Raw genomic sequence first — 17,751 nt, 5'->3', positions numbered from 1 at the left:
TCCGCAAAGGAGATTGGAACGTCCTTTGGCGTGCGGAAGACCTGCGGCGGCCCGGCACGAGGGTCGGAGGGCCCGAGGGTCAGAGCGTGGAGGCGGCGGCGCGCTGCGCGCGGATCCCGTGCCTGACGATGCCCTCGTCGAGCCACCGGTCGAGGTGCCGCCACGTGGTCGACCTGGCCTCGCGCCCGGTCAGCACGCCGAGATGGCCGCCGGAGGCGATCTCGAACCGCACCTGCGGCGCCCCGCCCAGCAGGCGGACCAGCGGCCGGACGGCCCGGACCGGCGCGACAAGGTCGCCGCGGCCCGCGATCGCCAGCACCGGCACGCCGATCCGGGCGAGGTCCACCGTCCGGCCGCCGATCTCCACCCCGCCGCGCAGCAGCCCGCCGCCGTCCAGAATGGACCGGTAGAAACGCCGGGCGGCGTCCCCCGGATGGGCGATCGTCATATGCCGGAAATGATCCATCGCCTCGATATGCGCGAGGAAATCGGCGTCGTCGAGGTGGGCGAGCACCGCCCAGGGGCGGAGGAGGTACCGGTCCAGGCCGGCCGGGAGAAGGGCCCGGTTCCCCGGCGTCGCCGCGAGCCGCGCCGCCGCCCCGTCGACCGGCGCGCCGATCGCCGCGACCGACGCGATCGGCAGCCCCGGGTCGTCGGCGGCGGCCAGCAGCGCGAGGACCCCGCCGAGGCACCAGCCGACGAGCTGGACGGGCTGGCCGCCCGCGTCCCGGCTGACCGCCCGGATCGCGCCCGGCAGCACGTCCCCGACCCACCGGCGCACGCCGGGGCCGGGGTCGCCGTCCAGGCCGGGGCCGTGGTCGAGCAGGTAGCTGCGGCGCCCGGCGCGGACGACGTGCTCGGCGAGGCTGCAGCCGCGGCGCAGGTCGTAGCAGCGCGCGGGCGCGTCCGGCGGCGGGACGAACAGCACCGGCGGCCCGGCCGGCACCAGCCCCTCTGGCGGCCGGTAGCGGCGCACCGACCGGCCCGGCCCCTCGTCCACCGTCTCCGCCGGCATCGGGCGCAGATCGGCGATCCGGCCGGACCGGGCCAGCCGCAGGGCGTTGGACGTCGCGTCGCGCAGACCTCGCGGGGAAAGGATCATTTCGTCATTGTCCGTCCGCATTCGCCGATTACGGCGGGGACGCATTGACCAAAGGCGGCCGCCGCCGTTCAGGCCATTCATACACTGGTCGCCGCCGCGCGGAAATCACGCCCCTGTGAAGCCTGCGTGAATTCGGCTTGACAGCGCGGGCCGGAAGTGGCCTTGAGAGAATCTCACGTCGGGGCGGCCACCTGGCGCATAATGGCGATCACAGTCCGTGTGCGACCGGAGGCGGCCCGGACCCCGTGCGGGCCGCCCCCGCGCCCGTCCGTTAACGTCCCTGCTTGTCATGCCTTGTCCCGCCCGCGCCGGTTCGACGGCGGCATCGGGGGGACGGGTGAGGAGGAACGCTGACGGACCAGGCGGAGGTGGCGATGCCGGATCCTCTACTGACGGAGGTCGGCTGGACGGGGTCCGAGCTGCGGCTGGCCGGCCGGTTGGCGTCCGGCGCCGCCGTTCCGGAGATCGAACTGCTGCTGCACGAGCGGACCGAGGGCGCCCAGCTGCGCGTGCCCGTCGCCGCGGAGACGCGCGACGGCGCCGTCGCCTTCGAGGCGCGGGTGGACGTCGCGTCCGTCATGGGCGGGCGGCCCCTGCCCGGCGGGCTGTGGGACGTCGACCTCGCGGTCGGCGCGCCGCCGTCCCGCGCCGTCGTCCCGCTGGGGCACGTCCCGGGCATGGACGCCGCGCCGCAGCGCCGGTTCCTGCCCGGATCGGTCACCGTCATCGCCTACTTCGCCACCGACGGCACCTTCAAGATCGACGTCGGCGGGCGCCCGCACTCCGCCGGCACCACCCGCGCCGACGCGACGAGCTGGAACGGCGCGCGCGCCGAGATCCTCGTCGCCGGGCACCTCGACCTGCGGGAGGTCAGCATGCCGATCTCGGGGACGCTGCTGCTGTCCCAGCACCGCTCCGACCGCACGTTCGAGGTCATCGCCATGCTGGAGGAGCGTCCCGGCCGGCTCTGCTACACCGCCGCCGTCCCGGTGACGCGGGCGTTCATCGACGAGCCGCTGCCGCGCGGGAGGTGGGAGGTGTCGCTGTGCCTCGGCTTCTCCGGGATGCACCGCGAGCTGCGGCTGCTCGCCGCCGACGAGGCGGTGGACGTGCAGGTGTGGCGGCGGCTGCGGCACGTGCGGGTGACGTCCTCGGCCGCGCCGGACCCGCTGACGATCACCGTCGGGCACGCCTGAAGGGCCCGTCCCACGGGAACTGGCGGGAGGCCCCCACCACCGCCGACAGCAGCACGACCACGGCCGTCCCGCCCGCCAGGTTGATCCCCGAGGTCGCGAGCGCCGCGTCGAACGGGCCGTGCATCGTCAGCGGCAGGACCGTCAGGACGAAGACCGCGATGGCGCCGATGCAGGCGAACGCCCGCACCGGGCGCGCCGCCGTCGACAGGAGCAGGTGCATCAGCGCGGTCGCCTGGATCGTCGCCGCCGCCGCGCACAGCGCGTAGCTCGTCGCGGCCGAGGCGTCGGAGGCGTGCCCGCCCGCGAACACCGGGACCTCCACGCCGAACAACGTGCGCAGGGCCATCACCGCGGCGAACGCGAGGCCGCCGCCGACCAGGGACGCGGAGATCCCCGTCCACCACAGCGGGCGCAGCGGCGGCCCGGACTCGGCGGCGATCTCCTCGTGCAGCGCGACGAAGTCCTCGTAGCGCTTCGGCGGCGCCTCCACCGGGCGGCGCCGGGCCGTGGAGGGACACCGGAACGACCGTTCCCAGGGCCGTGGCGCAGGACGGCCGGCGTGCCTGCCGGGCAGGCCGCCGGGGTACCGCCCGGATGGCGAGTCGGGCATGTTCCCTCCCCCGGGTGCGAACGTAGAGGTGCTTACCCGGCACCGATGGGGGGAACTCGCCCAAGCTCGACAATTTGCAGTTGCTTGGCCACGCCCTCGGCACGGCGACGGCGCCCCTCGCGGGAGCGCGGGGCGCCGTGTCGTCCGATGGGACCGGCCGGGGGTCAGACCTGGCCGGCGCGCTCCAGCGCGGCGCAGCAGGTGCCGGTGATCAGCCGGGTCACCACGTACGGGTCGATGTTGGCGTTCGGGCGGCGGTCCTCGATGTAGCCCTTCTTGTCCACCTCGACCTGCCACGGGATGCGCACCGACGCGCCGCGGTCCGACACGCCGTAGCTGTACGTGCTCCACGCGGCCGTCTCGTGCATCCCGGTGAGCCGCCGCTCGATGTCGGCGCCGTAGTTCGCGACGTGCTCGTCCGCCTTCTCGGCGAGCGCCTCGCACGCCGTGATGATCGCGTCATAGCCCTCGCGCATGGCCTTGGTGGAGAAGTTGGTGTGCGCGCCCGCGCCGTTCCAGTCGCCCTCCACCGGCTTCGGGTCGAGGGTCGCCGAGACGTCGAAGTCCTCGGCGATGCGGTACAGCAGCCAGCGGGCGACCCACATGTGGTCGGCGACCTCGATCGGGCCGGCCGGGCCGATCTGGAACTCCCACTGCCCCGGCATGACCTCCGCGTTGATCCCGGAGATCTTCAGGCCGGCGTCCAGGCAGGCGTCCATGTGCCGCTCGACGATGTCGCGGCCGAACACCTCGTCCGCGCCGACGCCGCAGTAGTAGAAGCCCTGCGGGGCCGGGTAGCCGCGCTCGGGGAAGCCGAGCGGGCGGCCGTCCTTGAAGAACGTGTACTCCTGCTCGATCCCGTACCAGGAGTCCTGGTCTGCGTACTGCTCGGCGATCGGGCGCAGCTTCGCGCGCTCGTTGGTCTCGTGGGGCGTCCCGTCCACGAGGAAGACCTCGCAGAGGACGAGCCTGTGGTCGCCGCCCCGGATCGGGTCGGGGCAGGAGAACACCGGCTTCAGCACGCAGTCCGAGTGGTCGCCGGGCGCCTGGTTGGTGCTCGACCCGTCGAAGCCCCAGTCCGGCAGATCGGCCCCGTCGGCGAGGATCCTCGTCTTCGACCGCAGGCGCGCGGTCGGCTCGGTGCCGTCGATCCAGATGTACTCGGCCTTGTAGCTCAACGTCGGTCCTCTCGTCTCTGCCTGGCCTCACGGGTTCGGCCTTACAGAACGTGCCAACCGGCCATTTCACACCTGTTGCCCGTTTGTGAACGGCATGTAACACGCAATGTGACCTGCGGAGACCTTCGTCACAGTGGTCACGCTGCGTGACATCCCCTCCACTCTCGGGCGAAGGGGGCGAGCAAATTACCGCTCCCACCAATGCTTCGCCTTATCCGGCCACTTTCGACGGTTTTCGCGCGAAGAACCGGACGATGGTTGCCGCAAACTCCTCCGACTGTTTACTTCTCTGGCATGCGCGGATTACGCCGCCACCTTCAAGATGATCGAGGAATGACGTCGCGGTGCGTGCCGTGGCGTGTCCTGACCCAAAAAACAGAACGGGGGAAAAGGGATGAGGCGGACTTTCTCGGCCTCGCTGAGCACGGTCGTCGTGCTGGCGGGGCTCGCCGCCCTGGCACCGGCGAGCCAGGCGGCGGCGCACGGCCCGAAGGAGGGGCGCGTCCATGTCGTGCCGCCCGGCCACTCCATCCAGGCGGCCGTCGACCGCGCCCGGCCGGGCGACACCATCCGGCTCAAGAAGGGCTACTACGAGGGCGGCGTCCTCGTGCGCAAGCGCCTCACGATCCGCGGCGAGGGCAACGAGACCATCCTGCGCCCGGGCCGCCACGACCACTGCGCGAAGGCCAAGGCGCCGGGGATGGGCATCTGCGTGATCGGCTGGGCCAAGCACCCGGTCAAGGGCGTCACGATCCGGAACCTGTCCGTCCAGAATTTCAAGGGCAACGGCGTGCACGGCATGTACACCGACCGCCTCACGGTGATGGCCGTCCTCGCCAAGAAGAACGGTGAGTACGGCATCGCGGAATTCCGCTCCACCCGCGGCCGGTTCGTCTGGAACTGGACCCTCGAGAACGACGAGGACGCCGGTCTGTACGTCGGCGACACCGCGAACGCCCGCGGCACCGAGGTCGCCTGGAACCACTCCTACGCCAACACGCTGGGCGTCCTCGTCCGGCACGCCCACCACGTCAACGTCCACGACAACGAGATCACCGGCAACTGCGTCGGTGTCGCGCTGGTCGACGACGGCCAGAAGGGCGGGCAGGGCCACAACAACGTCTGGAAGAACAAGGTCTACAAGAACAACCGGTCCTGCGCCCAGCACGGCCCCGTCCCGCCGTTCGGCGGCACCGGGATCCTGTTCTTCGGCGGCCAGCACAACACGGTCAAGAAGAACATCGTCAAGTACAACCGGGGCAAGCTGCCCTACTCCGGCGGCATCGTCCTGTTCCCGGGCGTGGCCCCGGAGCACGGCCACGCCCGTCCGGCGAGCCACAACCTGATCAAGCGGAACACGGCGCTCGGCAACGCCCCGTACGACCTCGTGAACAACAGCGGTAGCAAGACCAACCGCTTCGTCCACAACAAGTGCCGCACCTCGAAGCCGCGCCACCTCTGCTGATCGGGCGCCATGAAGACCCCTTTCCCGCACCCGGGAACGGGGTCTTCTCGCGTTCAGCCGGACGACCGGCGCAGGAACCGCTCCCCGAGCGGGGTCAGCGCATGGTGCACGGTCTTGCCGCGGCGCTCGCTGGTGATGAGCCCGGCGCCCCGCAGGGCGGTGGCGTGCTGCGACGCGGACGCCGCACTGACCCCGAGCCGGGCCGCCAGCGCACCGGTGGTGAGCTCCCCGTCGGCGACCGACCGGAGCACGGCGGCGCGCGTCCGGCCGAACACCCGCGGCAGGTCGGCGTCGCTCGTCCCGCTGAACGTCCGGGACGTGGGCAGCACGACGGTCGCCGGGGAGTCGCCGCCGATCAGCACGCGCGGCCCGACGACGAACGGCGAGGGCATGATCGCGAGCCCGCGCCCCTGGAGCCGGACGTCGCCGTCGCGCAGCGTCTCGATCTCCAGGACCGGGGGCGTCCAGCGGACGGCCGGATGCATGCTCTCCAGCAGGCCGCCGATTCCGCTGCCGGCCATCGTCCGGGCGTGACCGGCGGCTTCGGCGCGGAGGTGGGCGCTCAGCTCGGGCCACACGTCCGCCAGCGCGACCCGGTGGAAGTCGCGGAGCCCGCGGACCAGCGCCCGCATCGCCTCCCCGTCCCCCGAGACGAGCCGCGGCAGCCACGAGGCCGGCGGCCGCGCGCCGTGCGACCGCTCGAGTTCTGCCCGGATCCGCCGGACGGGCGTCGAGGCGACCGTGTCGAGTTCCGAGTCGAGCCCGGGGACCTGCGTGTACGGGGTCAGGAAGTCGGGCAGCCAGCGTCCGGGCGGCACGAGATCGAGCAGCAGCCGGGAGGGGCCGGTGAGCTTCGCGCGCGTCCGCGCCCGCCAGGCGCCGGGAACCGGCTCGGGCCCCGTCGCGCGGAGGGCCTGGGCGCTGAGGACGGTCTGGGCGATCGGCGAGAGACCGGGTGTGATGCGGATGCGCGCGAGGTCGTCGTAGTCGAGCCAGAGCCGCAGCATGATCGGAATCTACGACATTTCAGCTATTTCCAAAATCATTGCGCCTCGCTCTGTTCCTCCTGGAAGGTGCGGCCATGAGCCGACTCCGCCCGCTCCGCCGCACCGTCCCGCTGATGCTGGTCGCCGCCATGGTCACGGTTGCCCCGCCCGCTCGCGCCGCCGACAGCGCGGACGTCCACCAGGGCGACATCGACGGGGTTCCGTATCGCGTCGAGGTTCCGAGCAACTGGAACGGGACGCTGCTCCTGTGGAGTCATGGCGCCTACAGCCTGGAGTTCCCTGCGCCCGCGGACATCTCCCTGACGAACCACCCTGCGACGAAGCAGTGGCTGCTCGACAACGGTTACGCGGTGGCTGCCTCACAGTTCCGTGTGACGCAGGGGTGGGGCGTGGTGGAGGCGGGTCTCAAGGACCAGATGGATCTCCTCGACTGGTTCACCGCCAACATCGGCAAGCCGCGCCGCACCATCTCCACGGGCGCGTCGGCCGGCGGCCTGGTCTCGGTTCTTCTGGCAGAGCGCAACCCCACGCGCTTTGCCGGTGTCGCGTCCCTCTGCGGGGTGCTCGGGGGGACAACGGGCCACTTCAACAGCGCCTTGGACGCGAACTACGCGATCAAGACGCTGCTCGCTCCGGACCTCGACCTGGTGCGCATCAAGGACCCGCAGGCGAACACGTCGAACGCCCGCCAAGCCCTTGGTGCCGCGCTGGGCACTTCAAGTGGGCGCGCCCGTTTGACCCTCGCGAGCGCTCTCGCCGACATCCCCGCCCGATACGTCTCGCGGGCCCCTGTGCCTGGGACGGTCGCAGGCCAGGTCCAGCAGCAGTTCTTCTACAACGCCTACGACCGGGGCGCGTTCTGGGGTCTCAATCGCACCGACATGGAGGGGCGCGCGGGCGGCAACCCGTCCTGGAACACGGGCGTCGACTATAGGAGGCTCTTCGCCCACTCCAGCCAGAAGGCTCTGGTGAAGCGCGCCTACGGCGAAGCCGGCCTGAGCCTTCGCGCAGACCTCGCCCGCCTCAACGCGGGCCCGCGCATCAAGGCGGACCCGGGGGCCGTCCGCTACCTGGATCGCTACGGCACCCCCACGGGCCGGACGCCCTGGCCGGTGGTGACCCTGCACTCGACGGGAGATGGCAACGTCCCGCCTGAGAACCAGCGTTGGTACGCCACCCAGGTGCGGCGAGCGGGCAACCCGGCGAACCTGAAGCAGTTGTACGTCGACCGCGGCAACCACTGCACGTTCACGGCGTCCGAGGAGATCACGGCCTTGCAGACGCTCCTCACCCGCATGAACGCTCGCCACTGGCCCAGCACCCGGCCGGACGTCCTGAACAGCGCCGCCGCCAAGTTCGCCCCCGACTACCAGACGGTGTTCGACCCGGACCCCGAGCCGGGGCTGCATCCCACGACCCCGTCCTTCACCCGCTACCAGCCGGCCCGCTACCTCCGCTGACCAGGCCACGGGGGCATGACCCCCTGTCTCCGTCCTTGGAAACAGGGGGTCCTAGCCGGTCACGACACACGCTCTAAGCTGACACTTCTTGGCGTCTCCGACTCGGACTGGAGGCCAAATGGATGCGTCGACCACGGGCACCTGCGTGTCGTGCAAGCAGAAGTTCGAGTTCGACCCTCAGAACGTCCAGACGATCCTCATAGACCCCGAGACCGGCCTGCCACCGGGATGACCGTGCTTGGCACGCTCCGCCAGGCGACACCAGAAGCCGTGGCCAGATCGACCGACGAACCGATCTGCCCGAAATGCATGACCAGAGCACGCCAGTTCCAGGCAACCAGCGAGTCAACTCCCAAGTGGGGAACGTGGCCGTAGTCGCTAGGCGAGTTCGCAGAGCTCCCCGGCGACTAGGGCGGGTGCGAGCCGCCGCCCGAGTAGAAGCCCGGCGCGGTTCTCGTCGCAGCGATGAGTTCGGCGAACGGCCACGGTCTACCTCCAAGAACCACCAGCCGGGACCACAGGAGGAGGACCCCATGACCGCCAAGGCACGACCACCCGTCGTCGACACCGAGACCTGGCAACGACACCTAGACGAACTACGCGTCCGAGAGAAGGCCGCAACGCGGGAACTCGACGCGATCGCCGCCGAGCGCCGCCGCCTCCCCATGGTCGAGATGCCCGACTACACCCTGGAAGGCGAGCAAGGACCGGTCAAGCTGGCCGACATCTTCGAGGGCAAGAGCCAACTGATCGTCTACAACCACATGTGGTTTCCCGGCGAGACCTGGCAGTGCTCGGGCTGCACCGGCTTCACGTCCCAGTTCACGCGACTGGAGTTCTTGGACGCCTACGACGCCCGATTCGTCATAGTCACCCAAGGCCCGATAGACGAGGCCCTCGCCTACAAGCGCCGCGTCGGCAACAAGATGACCTGGTACTCCACCGCGAACAGCACGTTCGGCACCGACGTGGGCGCCCCGCCCGGCGGCGGCTTCGCCGTCAACGTCTTCCTACGCGACGGCGACACGGTCTACCGCACCTGGCACACCAACGGCCGAGGCACCGAACAACTCAGCCACTCTTTCGCGCTGATCGACGTACTCCCCTACGGCCGCCAGGAGGAATGGCAGGACTCCCCGGAAGGCTGGCCGCAGTCCCCCACCTACACCCGCTGGCCGGAATCCGAACAAATAGCCGCCGCCTACGGCGAGCACACCTAGCGCCAGGCCACGGCTTCTACCACCACAGGACGAGGGTCGGGACCGCCGACTGCTCGCCCGGTAGGAGCAGTGACCACCTGCCGAACATCACCAGCCCGAAACCTCGGCAACACCATCCGGGACGCGATCGGGCCGCTCTCCCGCATGGCACGACGCACGGCCCGCGTGTCCGTCCGATGACCGCCGCCCTGCCACATGCTCCGGCCGGCTGCTTGACCGCGCACCGTGGTCGTCGTGTCCACCGACCGTCCGGGACAACGACGGGAAGCGCACGTGCCGCGCGCTGTGGGGATGTGCAGATGGGCACCAGTGGTGGATGTGGGCGGACAGACCCGCATCGACATTGGAGCCGTGCCCGTATCCAGACCTATTTGGCTCCTGAGGCAACGGCGCAGGCCCTGCGGTGCCAAATCGTTGACGGGCCAGTGGACGTGGCGCTATGCCTGACCAAGCGCGGCCGCCCAGCGACCGACACCTTCGGAGCCTCGGGGGGCGCCTACGCGAGGTGAAACGGCAGCAATCCCAGCCTGCCAGCCTCGAGTCCGCCGCACCCAGCACGACCGGGACCACAAGGCGGCCAAAGACCGTCACCGCACTGCTCTACCTAGGCAAGTGCCAGCCGAACGGGCCCTTCGCCCTGGCCGGCGGAGGGACCCTGTCGGACGGGTGACGCGAAGTGCGCGCCCCCCCGGACATGAGCCGGTCCCGGCGACGGGCGGGCGCAGGACCGAGAGTGAAGCCGGACGCTCCGGTCAACGGGCCCCGTGCCGCTTGACCTGCTCGATCAGACCGGCGAACTCCGCAACAGACAAGATGAGGTATCCCCCATCCGGATCCTTGCTGTCCCGCACCCCAACCCCGGCCCCCAGCGCAAGTCGCCCCAGCTCAACGCACTGCTGGTCACTGATGCCCCCGCTGTGACTGCTCTTCCGCCAACGAACGATCATGAGTACTGCTCCAAGTACTGCTCGATGAGAGCGCGCGAGGCTTCCTCGGGAAGGGCCTTCGCGCCGATACGTTCGAACTTAGTCGAAAAGTCCCTAGCCTCAAGAGGGCTCTCGATCAAGCGGCCACCGTTCTGGGCGCCGGCGTAGGCCACATCTCGGTCGGGCAAGCAGATGACCTGGAACGGCCCATCGAAGCCGTGGTGAGCGCCAGCCGCGGTGGGAACGATCCGCATGATGACGTTAGCCTGGCTCGCCATCTTGAGCAGGTGCTCCAGTTGGCGCTTCATGACCTCCGGGCCCCCGATAGGACATGCCAGCACGCCTTCGTCAACGAGCATCCAGAGCGTAGGTGCGTCCGACCGTTCTAGGATCAAACGCTGCCTCTCCACCCGCGTGGTGATCTCAGTCTCGATGTCGGCCGTCTCCGTTTCGAGCATGGCCCGGATGTACGCCTCTGTCTGGAACGGCCGTGGGATGGCCTTCCCGTGGAAGGTCTTGATCGCGACGGACGTCTTCTCATACTCCATGCACTGGCGCGCCCAGTCTGGGTCGTGCGCCATTCGGGCAAACCACAGGATTAGCTGAAAAAGTAGACCCGTCCCGTAGTGCTTATCGAGCAGCCGCATCTGATCGTCCTGCGGGCGCCGCCTGCCCGCCTCCAAGTTGGAAACAGTCGAGCGTGCGATGGCCATGATCTCCCCACACTGAGCCAGCGACAGCCCGGCCTTCTCACGCATGTAACGCATGAAAAATGCCAGGAAGTGCCACATCGAGATACGAGGGTCCAGGGGCTCGCGGACGGCGGGCATCACGTCTCCTTGTTTTTCAACTTCCGCGGGTACACCTAAAGATTAGGCATCCGCGGTGATCCTTGTCACAGGAAATCGGAATCTCGGGCAAGGACAGGACGATGACGATGACGATGACGGCGACCACAGAGCCGGTTATGCCCCTTATGGGCACACCTTCCGCAGTGGGGCAAGCGCGCACCTTCACGGACACACAAATCCGCAAATGGGGCTACTCACACATTCTCGACAGTGTGCTTCTCATCGTCTCGGAGCTCGTCACCAACGCAGCCCGCCAGACGCCGGACGAGGAGATCCGTCTCCAGCTCAGCCGGGACGCCTTCGGGATCATCATCGCCGTCTGGGACGCCGACCACGAACTCCCTGCGGCCAAGCCGCTGAAGGAACTCACCCTCGACGACCTCGACCTGTCCGAGGAGGCGTTCGACGACAACGGCGGCTGGGGCCTGCACATCGTCCAGGCCATGTCCGCCAAATGCGGCGTCACCGCCGACCCAGCCGGCGGCAAGTGGATCTGGTCCCGCATACACCCGTAGCAGGCTCCGCGCCCGCCCCATCTTCATCGACAGTCCAGACACACCCCTCGAAGGGAGGCAACACGAGAATGGCCATTGACTACCTGACGGCCACGAGTGGACGGCGCCCGTTCCTGACCGCTCTCGATGAGGCCGTCCGCAAGCACGGCGGGATGTCATGCGGCATCGTCGCACGCAGCGGCACGCCCGTCCTCTACGTGATCAACACCGAGTCACCCGGCAAGTTCACCGAGATCGGCGCCGACTTCATCGCCGGGACCTGGATGTTCACCTGGGCTCCCACCGGGGAATCGATCGCCGCGGCCAACTACCCCGGACAGACCGCCGAGACGAACGCCTACGCGCTCGGGGCTCACCTCGGGACCCGTCCGTGATGGGCGGCGAGTTCGCGGCGATGGCGCGACTACTACTGATCTTCGGAACGGTGTGCTTGTTCTTCGGAGCCATGGCGGGTTACGTCCTAGGCCCAGGCCTGGTGTACCGAATCCGGCGACTGCTCCGAAGGCTGCGCCGATGAGGCCGATCAAGGCCGCTGAGGTGGCCGCCCTGGAGATCACCAAAGCGGCCTACCAGGAGGCGATGACCCGCGCGGGCCTGCTCGCGGGAAAGATCGCCGAGGTCCACGCCTACGCCGAGTCGCAGCTGGCCGAGCTGGCGGCCCAGGACGACGACACCGACCCCGCCCCCTAGCCCCTCCGGACGGACGGAGTTCCTAGCGCGGCACATGCCCGTCCGCCCGGGGTTCCAGTGCGGTTACCAGCCGCAAGGGGCGGACCTGGGGCTCGGCCCTTGGGTTCGGATCAAACGGCACGACCGACCCCACCGAGCAGGACGACCGTGGCGCTCGACCAGCCCTTGGTGACCCAGTTCGAGGACGCCCGAACCGAGGGCCGCCGTCACCTACTTGTGGCCGCCGTCCTCAGTGAAAGGCCGGGCAGCGGGCGGGTTCCGGCCGGAGGCACCGTCCGGCAGGTGTGAAAGCATGCGGCTGTGACGCCCGATGCCACCCGTGAGGAGCCACCCGGTTCAGCGCCCGTCTCCTGGCCACCGCCGCCGCTCCGCTCGACCCCGCCTCGGCGGACGGCCCACGGGTCCTGCACTGGCCGGGACGCCGGCTGCTGGTGCAGCGCGGGGACACCGAACTGGCCGTCCGCGACCTGGACGAGGCGGGGACGGAGACCCGCTTCCCCGCGCCGTGGCCCCGCCGGTACGGCTCAGTGGCGGTCTCACCCGCCGGTGATGTCGCCGTGTTCGCCGGCGTACACGCCTTGCAGGCCGTGGATACGACCGGCACCGTGCTGTGGGAGATCCGCCACGGCTGCTGGTCCGCCGCCGTGTGCACGACGGCCCATGCCTCGTTCTCCGAGTACGCCGACGACCACCACCACGGCCACGCCGACAGCGGCTCGGCGGCCTTCTCCTGCGACGGCAAGGTCCTGTGGGCTCACGTCCGCAGCCACACCGGGCACGACACCCAGGAGGAATGGCTGATCCTCGACGCCGCCGACGGCTCGCTGCTGGACCGGGCCGCGACGATGACCGTGGGATCGGGCTCCTACCACTTCCCCCACCCCGACCCGGCGTACATGGGACTGTCCATCGCCGAGGGCGAGGAGACATCGCCCGTGCTGTGGGGACGCTGGGACGGTACACAGCTCACCGTCCAGCGATTCATCGAGGAGGTCCTCCTCGCGGTGAGTCCGTCCGGGGAGCACTTCCTGACGACGGACACGGGCCAGTGGGCCCTCTACCTCCACCAAGCCGAAGACGGCACGGAACTACGGCGACTCAACGCCCAAGACGCCGTACCCCCTCCACCGGGAGACGACCGTGCCCGCTGGGACTTCGAAGCGGCGTTCCCCTACGACGACACCGCCGTGGCCGGCACCGAGCACCACGCCGAGGACCCCCGCCACTGGCTCATCGACCCCCGCACCATGGCCCTGCGAGGATCAGTCGTCTACCCCTTCCCTGTCTCGGGGCCTCCCCTGCCGGCAGGAAAAGACGCCTGGTGCACGGTCTTCAAGGATCAGACCGCTCTCCACCTGTGGGACCTCCCACACCGGGCATGACCCAACAACCCAGGCCCGGCGCTCAAAGCCGCTCAACGCCGCCGAGCCTCTCCCCGTGCTCGGGCCCACGTCCTGCGGTCTTCCGGCTGTCCTGGCGAAGACAGACCCGAACCCGGGCGAGTGGACGTCGCGGGCTGTCGATTTCCTTAGCACCACAGCACGAAAGGCCAGGATCCGCGGCCGCGGATCATGGCCTTTTCACAGGTGGGCGCGGACGGTTTCGAACCGCCGGCCCCTCGCTTGTCAGGAGCCGCGATCATCTGCTGAGCAGCGTTGACCTGGGCCTCGGCCGCTCGTCCGGGACGGCGCGCCCTCTCTGTTCAAGGACTTAATGGCACGCTAATGGCACGGCCGCGCGGATTGATCGTGCAGGCTGATCAAGGCCCTGAGCTGCCACGCCTCACAGCTCCCCAACTCCCAAGTGGCACGGGGATGCCCTCCCGCGTGGCAGGCACACCGCTCCCCGCGGCCTGAGCTTTCCGCCTGCCGTCGTCCCGCGCTCCGCCCTGGCCCTGGTCTGGTAGATCTCCGATCGGGACGGCGGACGGGAAGCTCAGGCCCTACCTCAACCTTCGGCGACCGTCACAGACACGCCCTGTTCTTCCGGGAGCCGGAGTGCCCCCCAGGAGGCGTTCATTTCGGGGCCTTGAGTTGGGTGCCGCCCTTGAATGAGGCGATGCTGATGGGCGAGAACCAACTTGAACCAGTCGGGGGCGGTCTGCCCGGTGGTCTGGGAAAGCGTGTGTTCGGCGTGGTTGATGGGGCGGAGTGCTTGGTGGGGGTGTCCGCAGCGGGTCTCGCATTTGGCTTCGACCGCGCCCAGCGGTGCCGGGAATTCGGCGGGGGCGAAGTCGCGTCGGGCATAGGTGCGGGCGGCGCGCATGCGTTTAGCGCGGGATCGGCGACGCAGGCGGTGGGGACCGAATGCCGTCGCCGGTCCCGCTTCCAGAAGGTGCCGCCACGGGAGGTGTGCCCCCACCGCTATTGCCAGAGGTAGTCATAGCGGCTTGGTGCCTGGCTTACACGAACCTCTCCGTCTCTGATCTGCCATTCGTCCTGGCGCCCTTCCTCGTGGGAGACCAGGAACAGTCCGCACACACGGTCGTTGTCCTCGTCCATGGCGGGGAGGGCGGCGATCTTTCGTAGTTGCTCCAGAACATCGTCAGAGTGCTGGGAGCGGACGGCGCGAGCGTAGCAGGCTGCGTCGAGCCAGCCGCCCTCTGGGAAGGTCCACCCGTCCGCGTCCCCCTCCCGGATGATGCGTTCGGCCCCGGCTCTCTGCCCGTGGAACTCAAGCCAGCCCCGTATGTACGCCCACGTACTCATGCCTCCCATGATCTCGGATGGCTCCCCCCGTCCCTGTCGCTGACGGACGGGTGTACATGATCGGCTTGCCCGCTTTGGCTCTCCGGGGGGCCGCTACACGGCCGCGGGTCACTTGCTGCATTCTCGCTAGCCGGAGCCGGGCGGACAGGATGCTTCGGACGATGGTGGCTCGGCGGCTGGGCGAGGGGGACACTAGGGTCGAGGCCCCGTCAGGCTTGGTGAGGACGACCGTGTGGCGCTTTCGTGTCGTCGGCAGGGAGGGTCGTGGATTGCTCAACGGCCCCGTTCCGGCTTGCAAACGACGCCGTTGACGTGGGTGGGCGCGGACGGTTTCGAACCGCCGACTCCTCGCCTGTAAGCCAAGATCAACACGCGACTGCGCAGCCCTTGACCTGCACGAACGTATTCCGAGGTCCTTCAGTGTCCACGCGTGTCCGCCGCGACTGTCACTCAGTTAGACACTCACCTCGCGCGATTTTGCATGGTGGCCGACAGTCCTCATGCACCACGTGACCGTCAGGAGCTGGGCCGTCTGCACGGGCGGTCGTCCTCTTAACGCCTGACGCCTGATACCACCCTCGAACACCCAGGTCTCCAGTGGGGACTATCGCCACGTGCCCAAGGGCACGCCGCTGACGCGGCACCGTAACCGGGATGACGGAGAGACCCATGATCAATGCTGCGGAGGCTGAGTTAAAGGCGAGAACTCATGACGGAGCCATCATGGACTGCTAAGATAAAGAAACTAATAGGCCACCGTCAGCACTAGACGATCGGTTTACTGGGCCACAACTTCAGAAAGAATGGAGAGTAGATGGCCGCCACTAGCGTAAATTTGGACGCACTCATACCTCGTGAGGATTTTGAGACCGCATCTTCAGAGACAGCCACCAACCCCTCAAATTTGGGCAATACAATGAGGGTAACGGATCTCGGTCCAGATAGCCTTTGGTATAACGTTCTTCGAAAGCCAGACTTTCAGCGCGAAACCGCCAATTGGACTCCAGAGAAAATCGCTGAGCTTGTCAGCAGCTTTCTAGAAGGTGACCTGATCCCGGCCGTCATTCTCTGGCGATCACCTACTACTGGGAACTTGTTTGTCATCGATGGAGCACACCGCGTTAGCGCTCTAATAGCGTGGCTTCATGACGATTACGGCGACGGCGTTGTGTCTAGGCGCTTCTTCGAAGACAGCATTCCCTCGGAGCAACTCAAAGCCGCCTCGGCAACACGCGCGCTAATAGCTGAGCGCGTAGGATCTTATGCCGATCTAACCATGGCACTTCGGAATCCTGACCGGACTTCAAAGGAGCGCCTTAATCTAGCGCGCAACATGACCGCATTTGCGTTGACAGTACAATGGGTGCTCGGTGGCGCCGAGAAGGCGGAAACATCATTCTTCAAAATAAATCAGCAAGCGGCGCTCATTAATAACATCGAACTAGATATGATCAAGGCCAGGCGAAAGCCGAACGCGGTCGCAGCGCGCGCATTCATCAGGGCAGGGACTGGTCACAAGTACTGGTCAACTTTTGACGATGCGACAAAGAGTGAGATCGAATCGATCGCAAAAGAGGTCTACGACCTGATCTTCACGCCAGATCTCGACACGCAAATCCGAACGTCTGACTTGCCGGCAGCTGGCCGAGGCTACTCTGCCGACAGTATCCAGATGCTGTTCGAACTCGTGAACTTTGTCAACGAACTCTCTCCTGATATGTGGCGGCAAGCGTCACTTAGCAAGAGGAGCTCTACAAAGAATGCTGCTCGGAGGCCACTTGAGGACGACATCGACGGACAGAGTACGATTACCTTTATGCGCCGTGTAAAGAGGGCTACAAGCCGAGTTGTCGGTAAGCATCCAGGGTCCCTCGGGTTGCATCCAGCAGTCTACTTTTATTCGGCGACTGGGAGATTTCAGGCTTCGGCCTTTCTTGCTGCAATCGCCTTTACGAGGGAACTTGAGGAGTCGCGCGCCTTTGACAAGTTCACAAGAGTTCGTATGGACTTTGAAGAATTTCTAGTTGAACATCAGTATTTTTTGAATCAGATTGTTCAGCGATTCGGCAGTTTTATGCGCTCCGTGCCAACCATCATGTCCCTATATCGCGCGATCTTCCAAGCCCTTCTTGAAGGAAGGCCCAGGAATGACATATTCCTCCAACTGACTGCGGAGCGCCCTTATCTAAAAGGCATGACCGAGGAGGATCGCAGCCATCGCCGAAACTTTTCGGCTAATACAAAGAATGCCACCGTTCTGAGGAACGTACTTGGATCGGCCCCGCGCTGCGGAATCTGCGGTGCACGAGTCAATCTTCGATCGATGACGATCGACCATGTTGAGCGTCGCGAGGACGGCGGCAGCGGGACGGAAGAAAATGCTCAACTATCCCATCCATATTGTAATTCCGGCTATAAGGAGGGTCTGCATGCTGCGCGAATGAAGGACTAGCCGTAAAGGGTGATTGCGGAACTCGGCCCGTTGCTGCCCTGATTGACAGTTGCGCCGGTGCACGTTCATGCTTGCGGTCCTCTGCAGTTAGCACAGCAGGCCCAGAGCGATCCCTAATCAGCTTTGCGACGAAGGAAAAGGGTGACGGTGGGCGCGGGACATGATCTTGTAGGCGCCGATCGGGCCAGTAGGTCTAAACCATCTAGGATGGCCGGTTTCCCACGGAACTTACCGAAGGACAGGGGCAATGTTTTCGTCTTGTTCCAGGATGCCGCAGCGTTCTCCCAGTGGCCATCGTCGCGGTGCCGGATTAGGACAGCTGACCCTGGTCGTCGATGACGCCGACCTTACTGACAGAGTGGCGTGTAAAC

17 protein-coding genes are annotated in these 17,751 nt (G+C 67.4%); 9 read left to right on the top strand and 8 right to left on the bottom strand.

The window, feature by feature from the left end:
* Nucleotides 1–79 precede the first annotated feature (79 nt).
* Nucleotides 80–1,102: an alpha/beta fold hydrolase gene (locus ABFX46_RS31245; protein ID WP_346047511.1), complete on the bottom strand. Its 1,023-nt coding sequence runs from the start codon at nt 1,100–1,102 to the stop codon at nt 80–82.
* Nucleotides 1,103–1,476: 374 nt separating this feature from the next.
* Between ABFX46_RS31245 and ABFX46_RS31240 the strand changes: the two genes are divergently transcribed.
* Entirely contained in the window at nt 1,477–2,298 is an 822-nt protein-coding gene (locus tag ABFX46_RS31240; protein ID WP_346047510.1) for a hypothetical protein, read from the top strand.
* Here the strand turns inward: ABFX46_RS31240 and ABFX46_RS31235 are convergent.
* Together ABFX46_RS31235 and glnII are read right to left on the bottom strand one after the other, a co-directional pair.
* Nucleotides 2,279–2,908: a hypothetical protein gene (locus tag ABFX46_RS31235; RefSeq protein ID WP_346047509.1), complete on the bottom strand. Its 630-nt coding sequence runs from the start codon at nt 2,906–2,908 to the stop codon at nt 2,279–2,281. The two genes, ABFX46_RS31240 and ABFX46_RS31235, sit on opposite strands and share 20 nt — an antisense overlap.
* Nucleotides 2,909–3,072: 164 nt before the next feature.
* Nucleotides 3,073–4,086: a glutamine synthetase gene (gene glnII, locus ABFX46_RS31230; RefSeq protein ID WP_346047508.1), complete on the bottom strand. Its 1,014-nt coding sequence runs from the start codon at nt 4,084–4,086 to the stop codon at nt 3,073–3,075.
* Between the two features lie 394 nt (nt 4,087–4,480).
* Between glnII and ABFX46_RS31225 the strand changes: the two genes are divergently transcribed.
* The gene (locus ABFX46_RS31225) at nt 4,481–5,551 is read left to right on the top strand and encodes a right-handed parallel beta-helix repeat-containing protein (RefSeq protein ID WP_346047507.1); all 1,071 of its coding nucleotides are present in this window, start codon (nt 4,481–4,483) and stop codon (nt 5,549–5,551) included.
* A 53-nt stretch (nt 5,552–5,604) separates the two neighbouring features.
* On the opposite strand, the gene ABFX46_RS31220 is transcribed toward ABFX46_RS31225, so the two are convergent.
* The gene (locus ABFX46_RS31220; protein ID WP_346047506.1) at nt 5,605–6,558 is read right to left on the bottom strand and encodes an ArsR/SmtB family transcription factor; all 954 of its coding nucleotides are present in this window, start codon (nt 6,556–6,558) and stop codon (nt 5,605–5,607) included.
* Nucleotides 6,559–6,632: 74 nt separating this feature from the next.
* On the opposite strand from ABFX46_RS31220, the gene ABFX46_RS31215 reads away from it, so the two are divergent.
* Complete coding sequence (locus tag ABFX46_RS31215; RefSeq protein ID WP_346047505.1) at nt 6,633–8,018, top strand: alpha/beta hydrolase family protein; 1,386 nt, start codon at nt 6,633–6,635, stop codon at nt 8,016–8,018.
* Nucleotides 8,019–8,551: 533 nt separating this feature from the next.
* Nucleotides 8,552–9,238, top strand: coding sequence for a DUF899 domain-containing protein (locus tag ABFX46_RS31210; RefSeq protein ID WP_346047504.1), 687 nt, complete (start codon nt 8,552–8,554; stop codon nt 9,236–9,238).
* A 752-nt stretch (nt 9,239–9,990) separates the two neighbouring features.
* Here the strand turns inward: ABFX46_RS31210 and ABFX46_RS31205 are convergent.
* Both ABFX46_RS31205 and ABFX46_RS31200 read right to left on the bottom strand, forming a co-directional pair.
* Nucleotides 9,991–10,185, bottom strand: coding sequence for a DUF397 domain-containing protein (locus tag ABFX46_RS31205; protein WP_346047503.1), 195 nt, complete (start codon nt 10,183–10,185; stop codon nt 9,991–9,993).
* On the bottom strand, nt 10,182–10,994 hold the full coding sequence (locus ABFX46_RS31200; RefSeq protein WP_346047502.1) for a helix-turn-helix domain-containing protein: 813 nt from the start codon (nt 10,992–10,994) through the stop codon (nt 10,182–10,184). Before ABFX46_RS31200 ends, ABFX46_RS31205 begins: the two co-directional genes overlap by 4 nt.
* 101 nt (nt 10,995–11,095) lie before the next feature.
* Here ABFX46_RS31200 and ABFX46_RS31195 point away from each other — a divergent pair, with 101 nt between their 5' ends.
* The 4 genes from ABFX46_RS31195 to ABFX46_RS31180 all read left to right on the top strand — a co-directional run bounded on the left by ABFX46_RS31195 (nt 11,096) and on the right by ABFX46_RS31180 (nt 13,602).
* A complete protein-coding gene (locus ABFX46_RS31195) occupies nt 11,096–11,530 on the top strand; it encodes an ATP-binding protein (protein WP_346047501.1) in 435 nt (144 codons plus the stop codon).
* Between the two features lie 68 nt (nt 11,531–11,598).
* The gene (locus ABFX46_RS31190; RefSeq protein WP_346047500.1) at nt 11,599–11,904 is read left to right on the top strand and encodes a hypothetical protein; all 306 of its coding nucleotides are present in this window, start codon (nt 11,599–11,601) and stop codon (nt 11,902–11,904) included.
* Between the two features lie 139 nt (nt 11,905–12,043).
* Nucleotides 12,044–12,220 (top strand): hypothetical protein, encoded by a 177-nt coding sequence (locus tag ABFX46_RS31185; protein ID WP_346047499.1) that lies wholly within the window; start codon nt 12,044–12,046, stop codon nt 12,218–12,220.
* A gap of 431 nt (nt 12,221–12,651) precedes the next feature.
* On the top strand, nt 12,652–13,602 hold the full coding sequence (locus tag ABFX46_RS31180; protein WP_346047498.1) for a hypothetical protein: 951 nt from the start codon (nt 12,652–12,654) through the stop codon (nt 13,600–13,602).
* A gap of 565 nt (nt 13,603–14,167) precedes the next feature.
* On the opposite strand, the gene ABFX46_RS31175 is transcribed toward ABFX46_RS31180, so the two are convergent.
* Together ABFX46_RS31175 and ABFX46_RS31170 are read right to left on the bottom strand one after the other, a co-directional pair.
* Nucleotides 14,168–14,485, bottom strand: coding sequence for a hypothetical protein (locus ABFX46_RS31175; protein ID WP_346047497.1), 318 nt, complete (start codon nt 14,483–14,485; stop codon nt 14,168–14,170).
* 98 nt (nt 14,486–14,583) lie between these two features.
* On the bottom strand, nt 14,584–14,928 hold the full coding sequence (locus tag ABFX46_RS31170) for a hypothetical protein (RefSeq protein WP_346047496.1): 345 nt from the start codon (nt 14,926–14,928) through the stop codon (nt 14,584–14,586).
* An 814-nt stretch (nt 14,929–15,742) separates the two neighbouring features.
* Between ABFX46_RS31170 and ABFX46_RS31165 the strand changes: the two genes are divergently transcribed.
* Nucleotides 15,743–17,380: an HNH endonuclease gene (locus ABFX46_RS31165; RefSeq protein WP_346047495.1), complete on the top strand. Its 1,638-nt coding sequence runs from the start codon at nt 15,743–15,745 to the stop codon at nt 17,378–17,380.
* Nucleotides 17,381–17,751: the final 371 nt, after the last annotated feature.

This window comes from Actinomadura chokoriensis, assembly GCF_039529475.1.
Taxonomy (GTDB): Bacteria; Actinomycetota; Actinomycetes; order Streptosporangiales; family Streptosporangiaceae; genus Spirillospora; species Spirillospora bangladeshensis.
The sequence above is the reverse complement of the archived record's forward strand: the minus strand, read 5'-3'. Positions and strand labels throughout refer to the sequence as shown.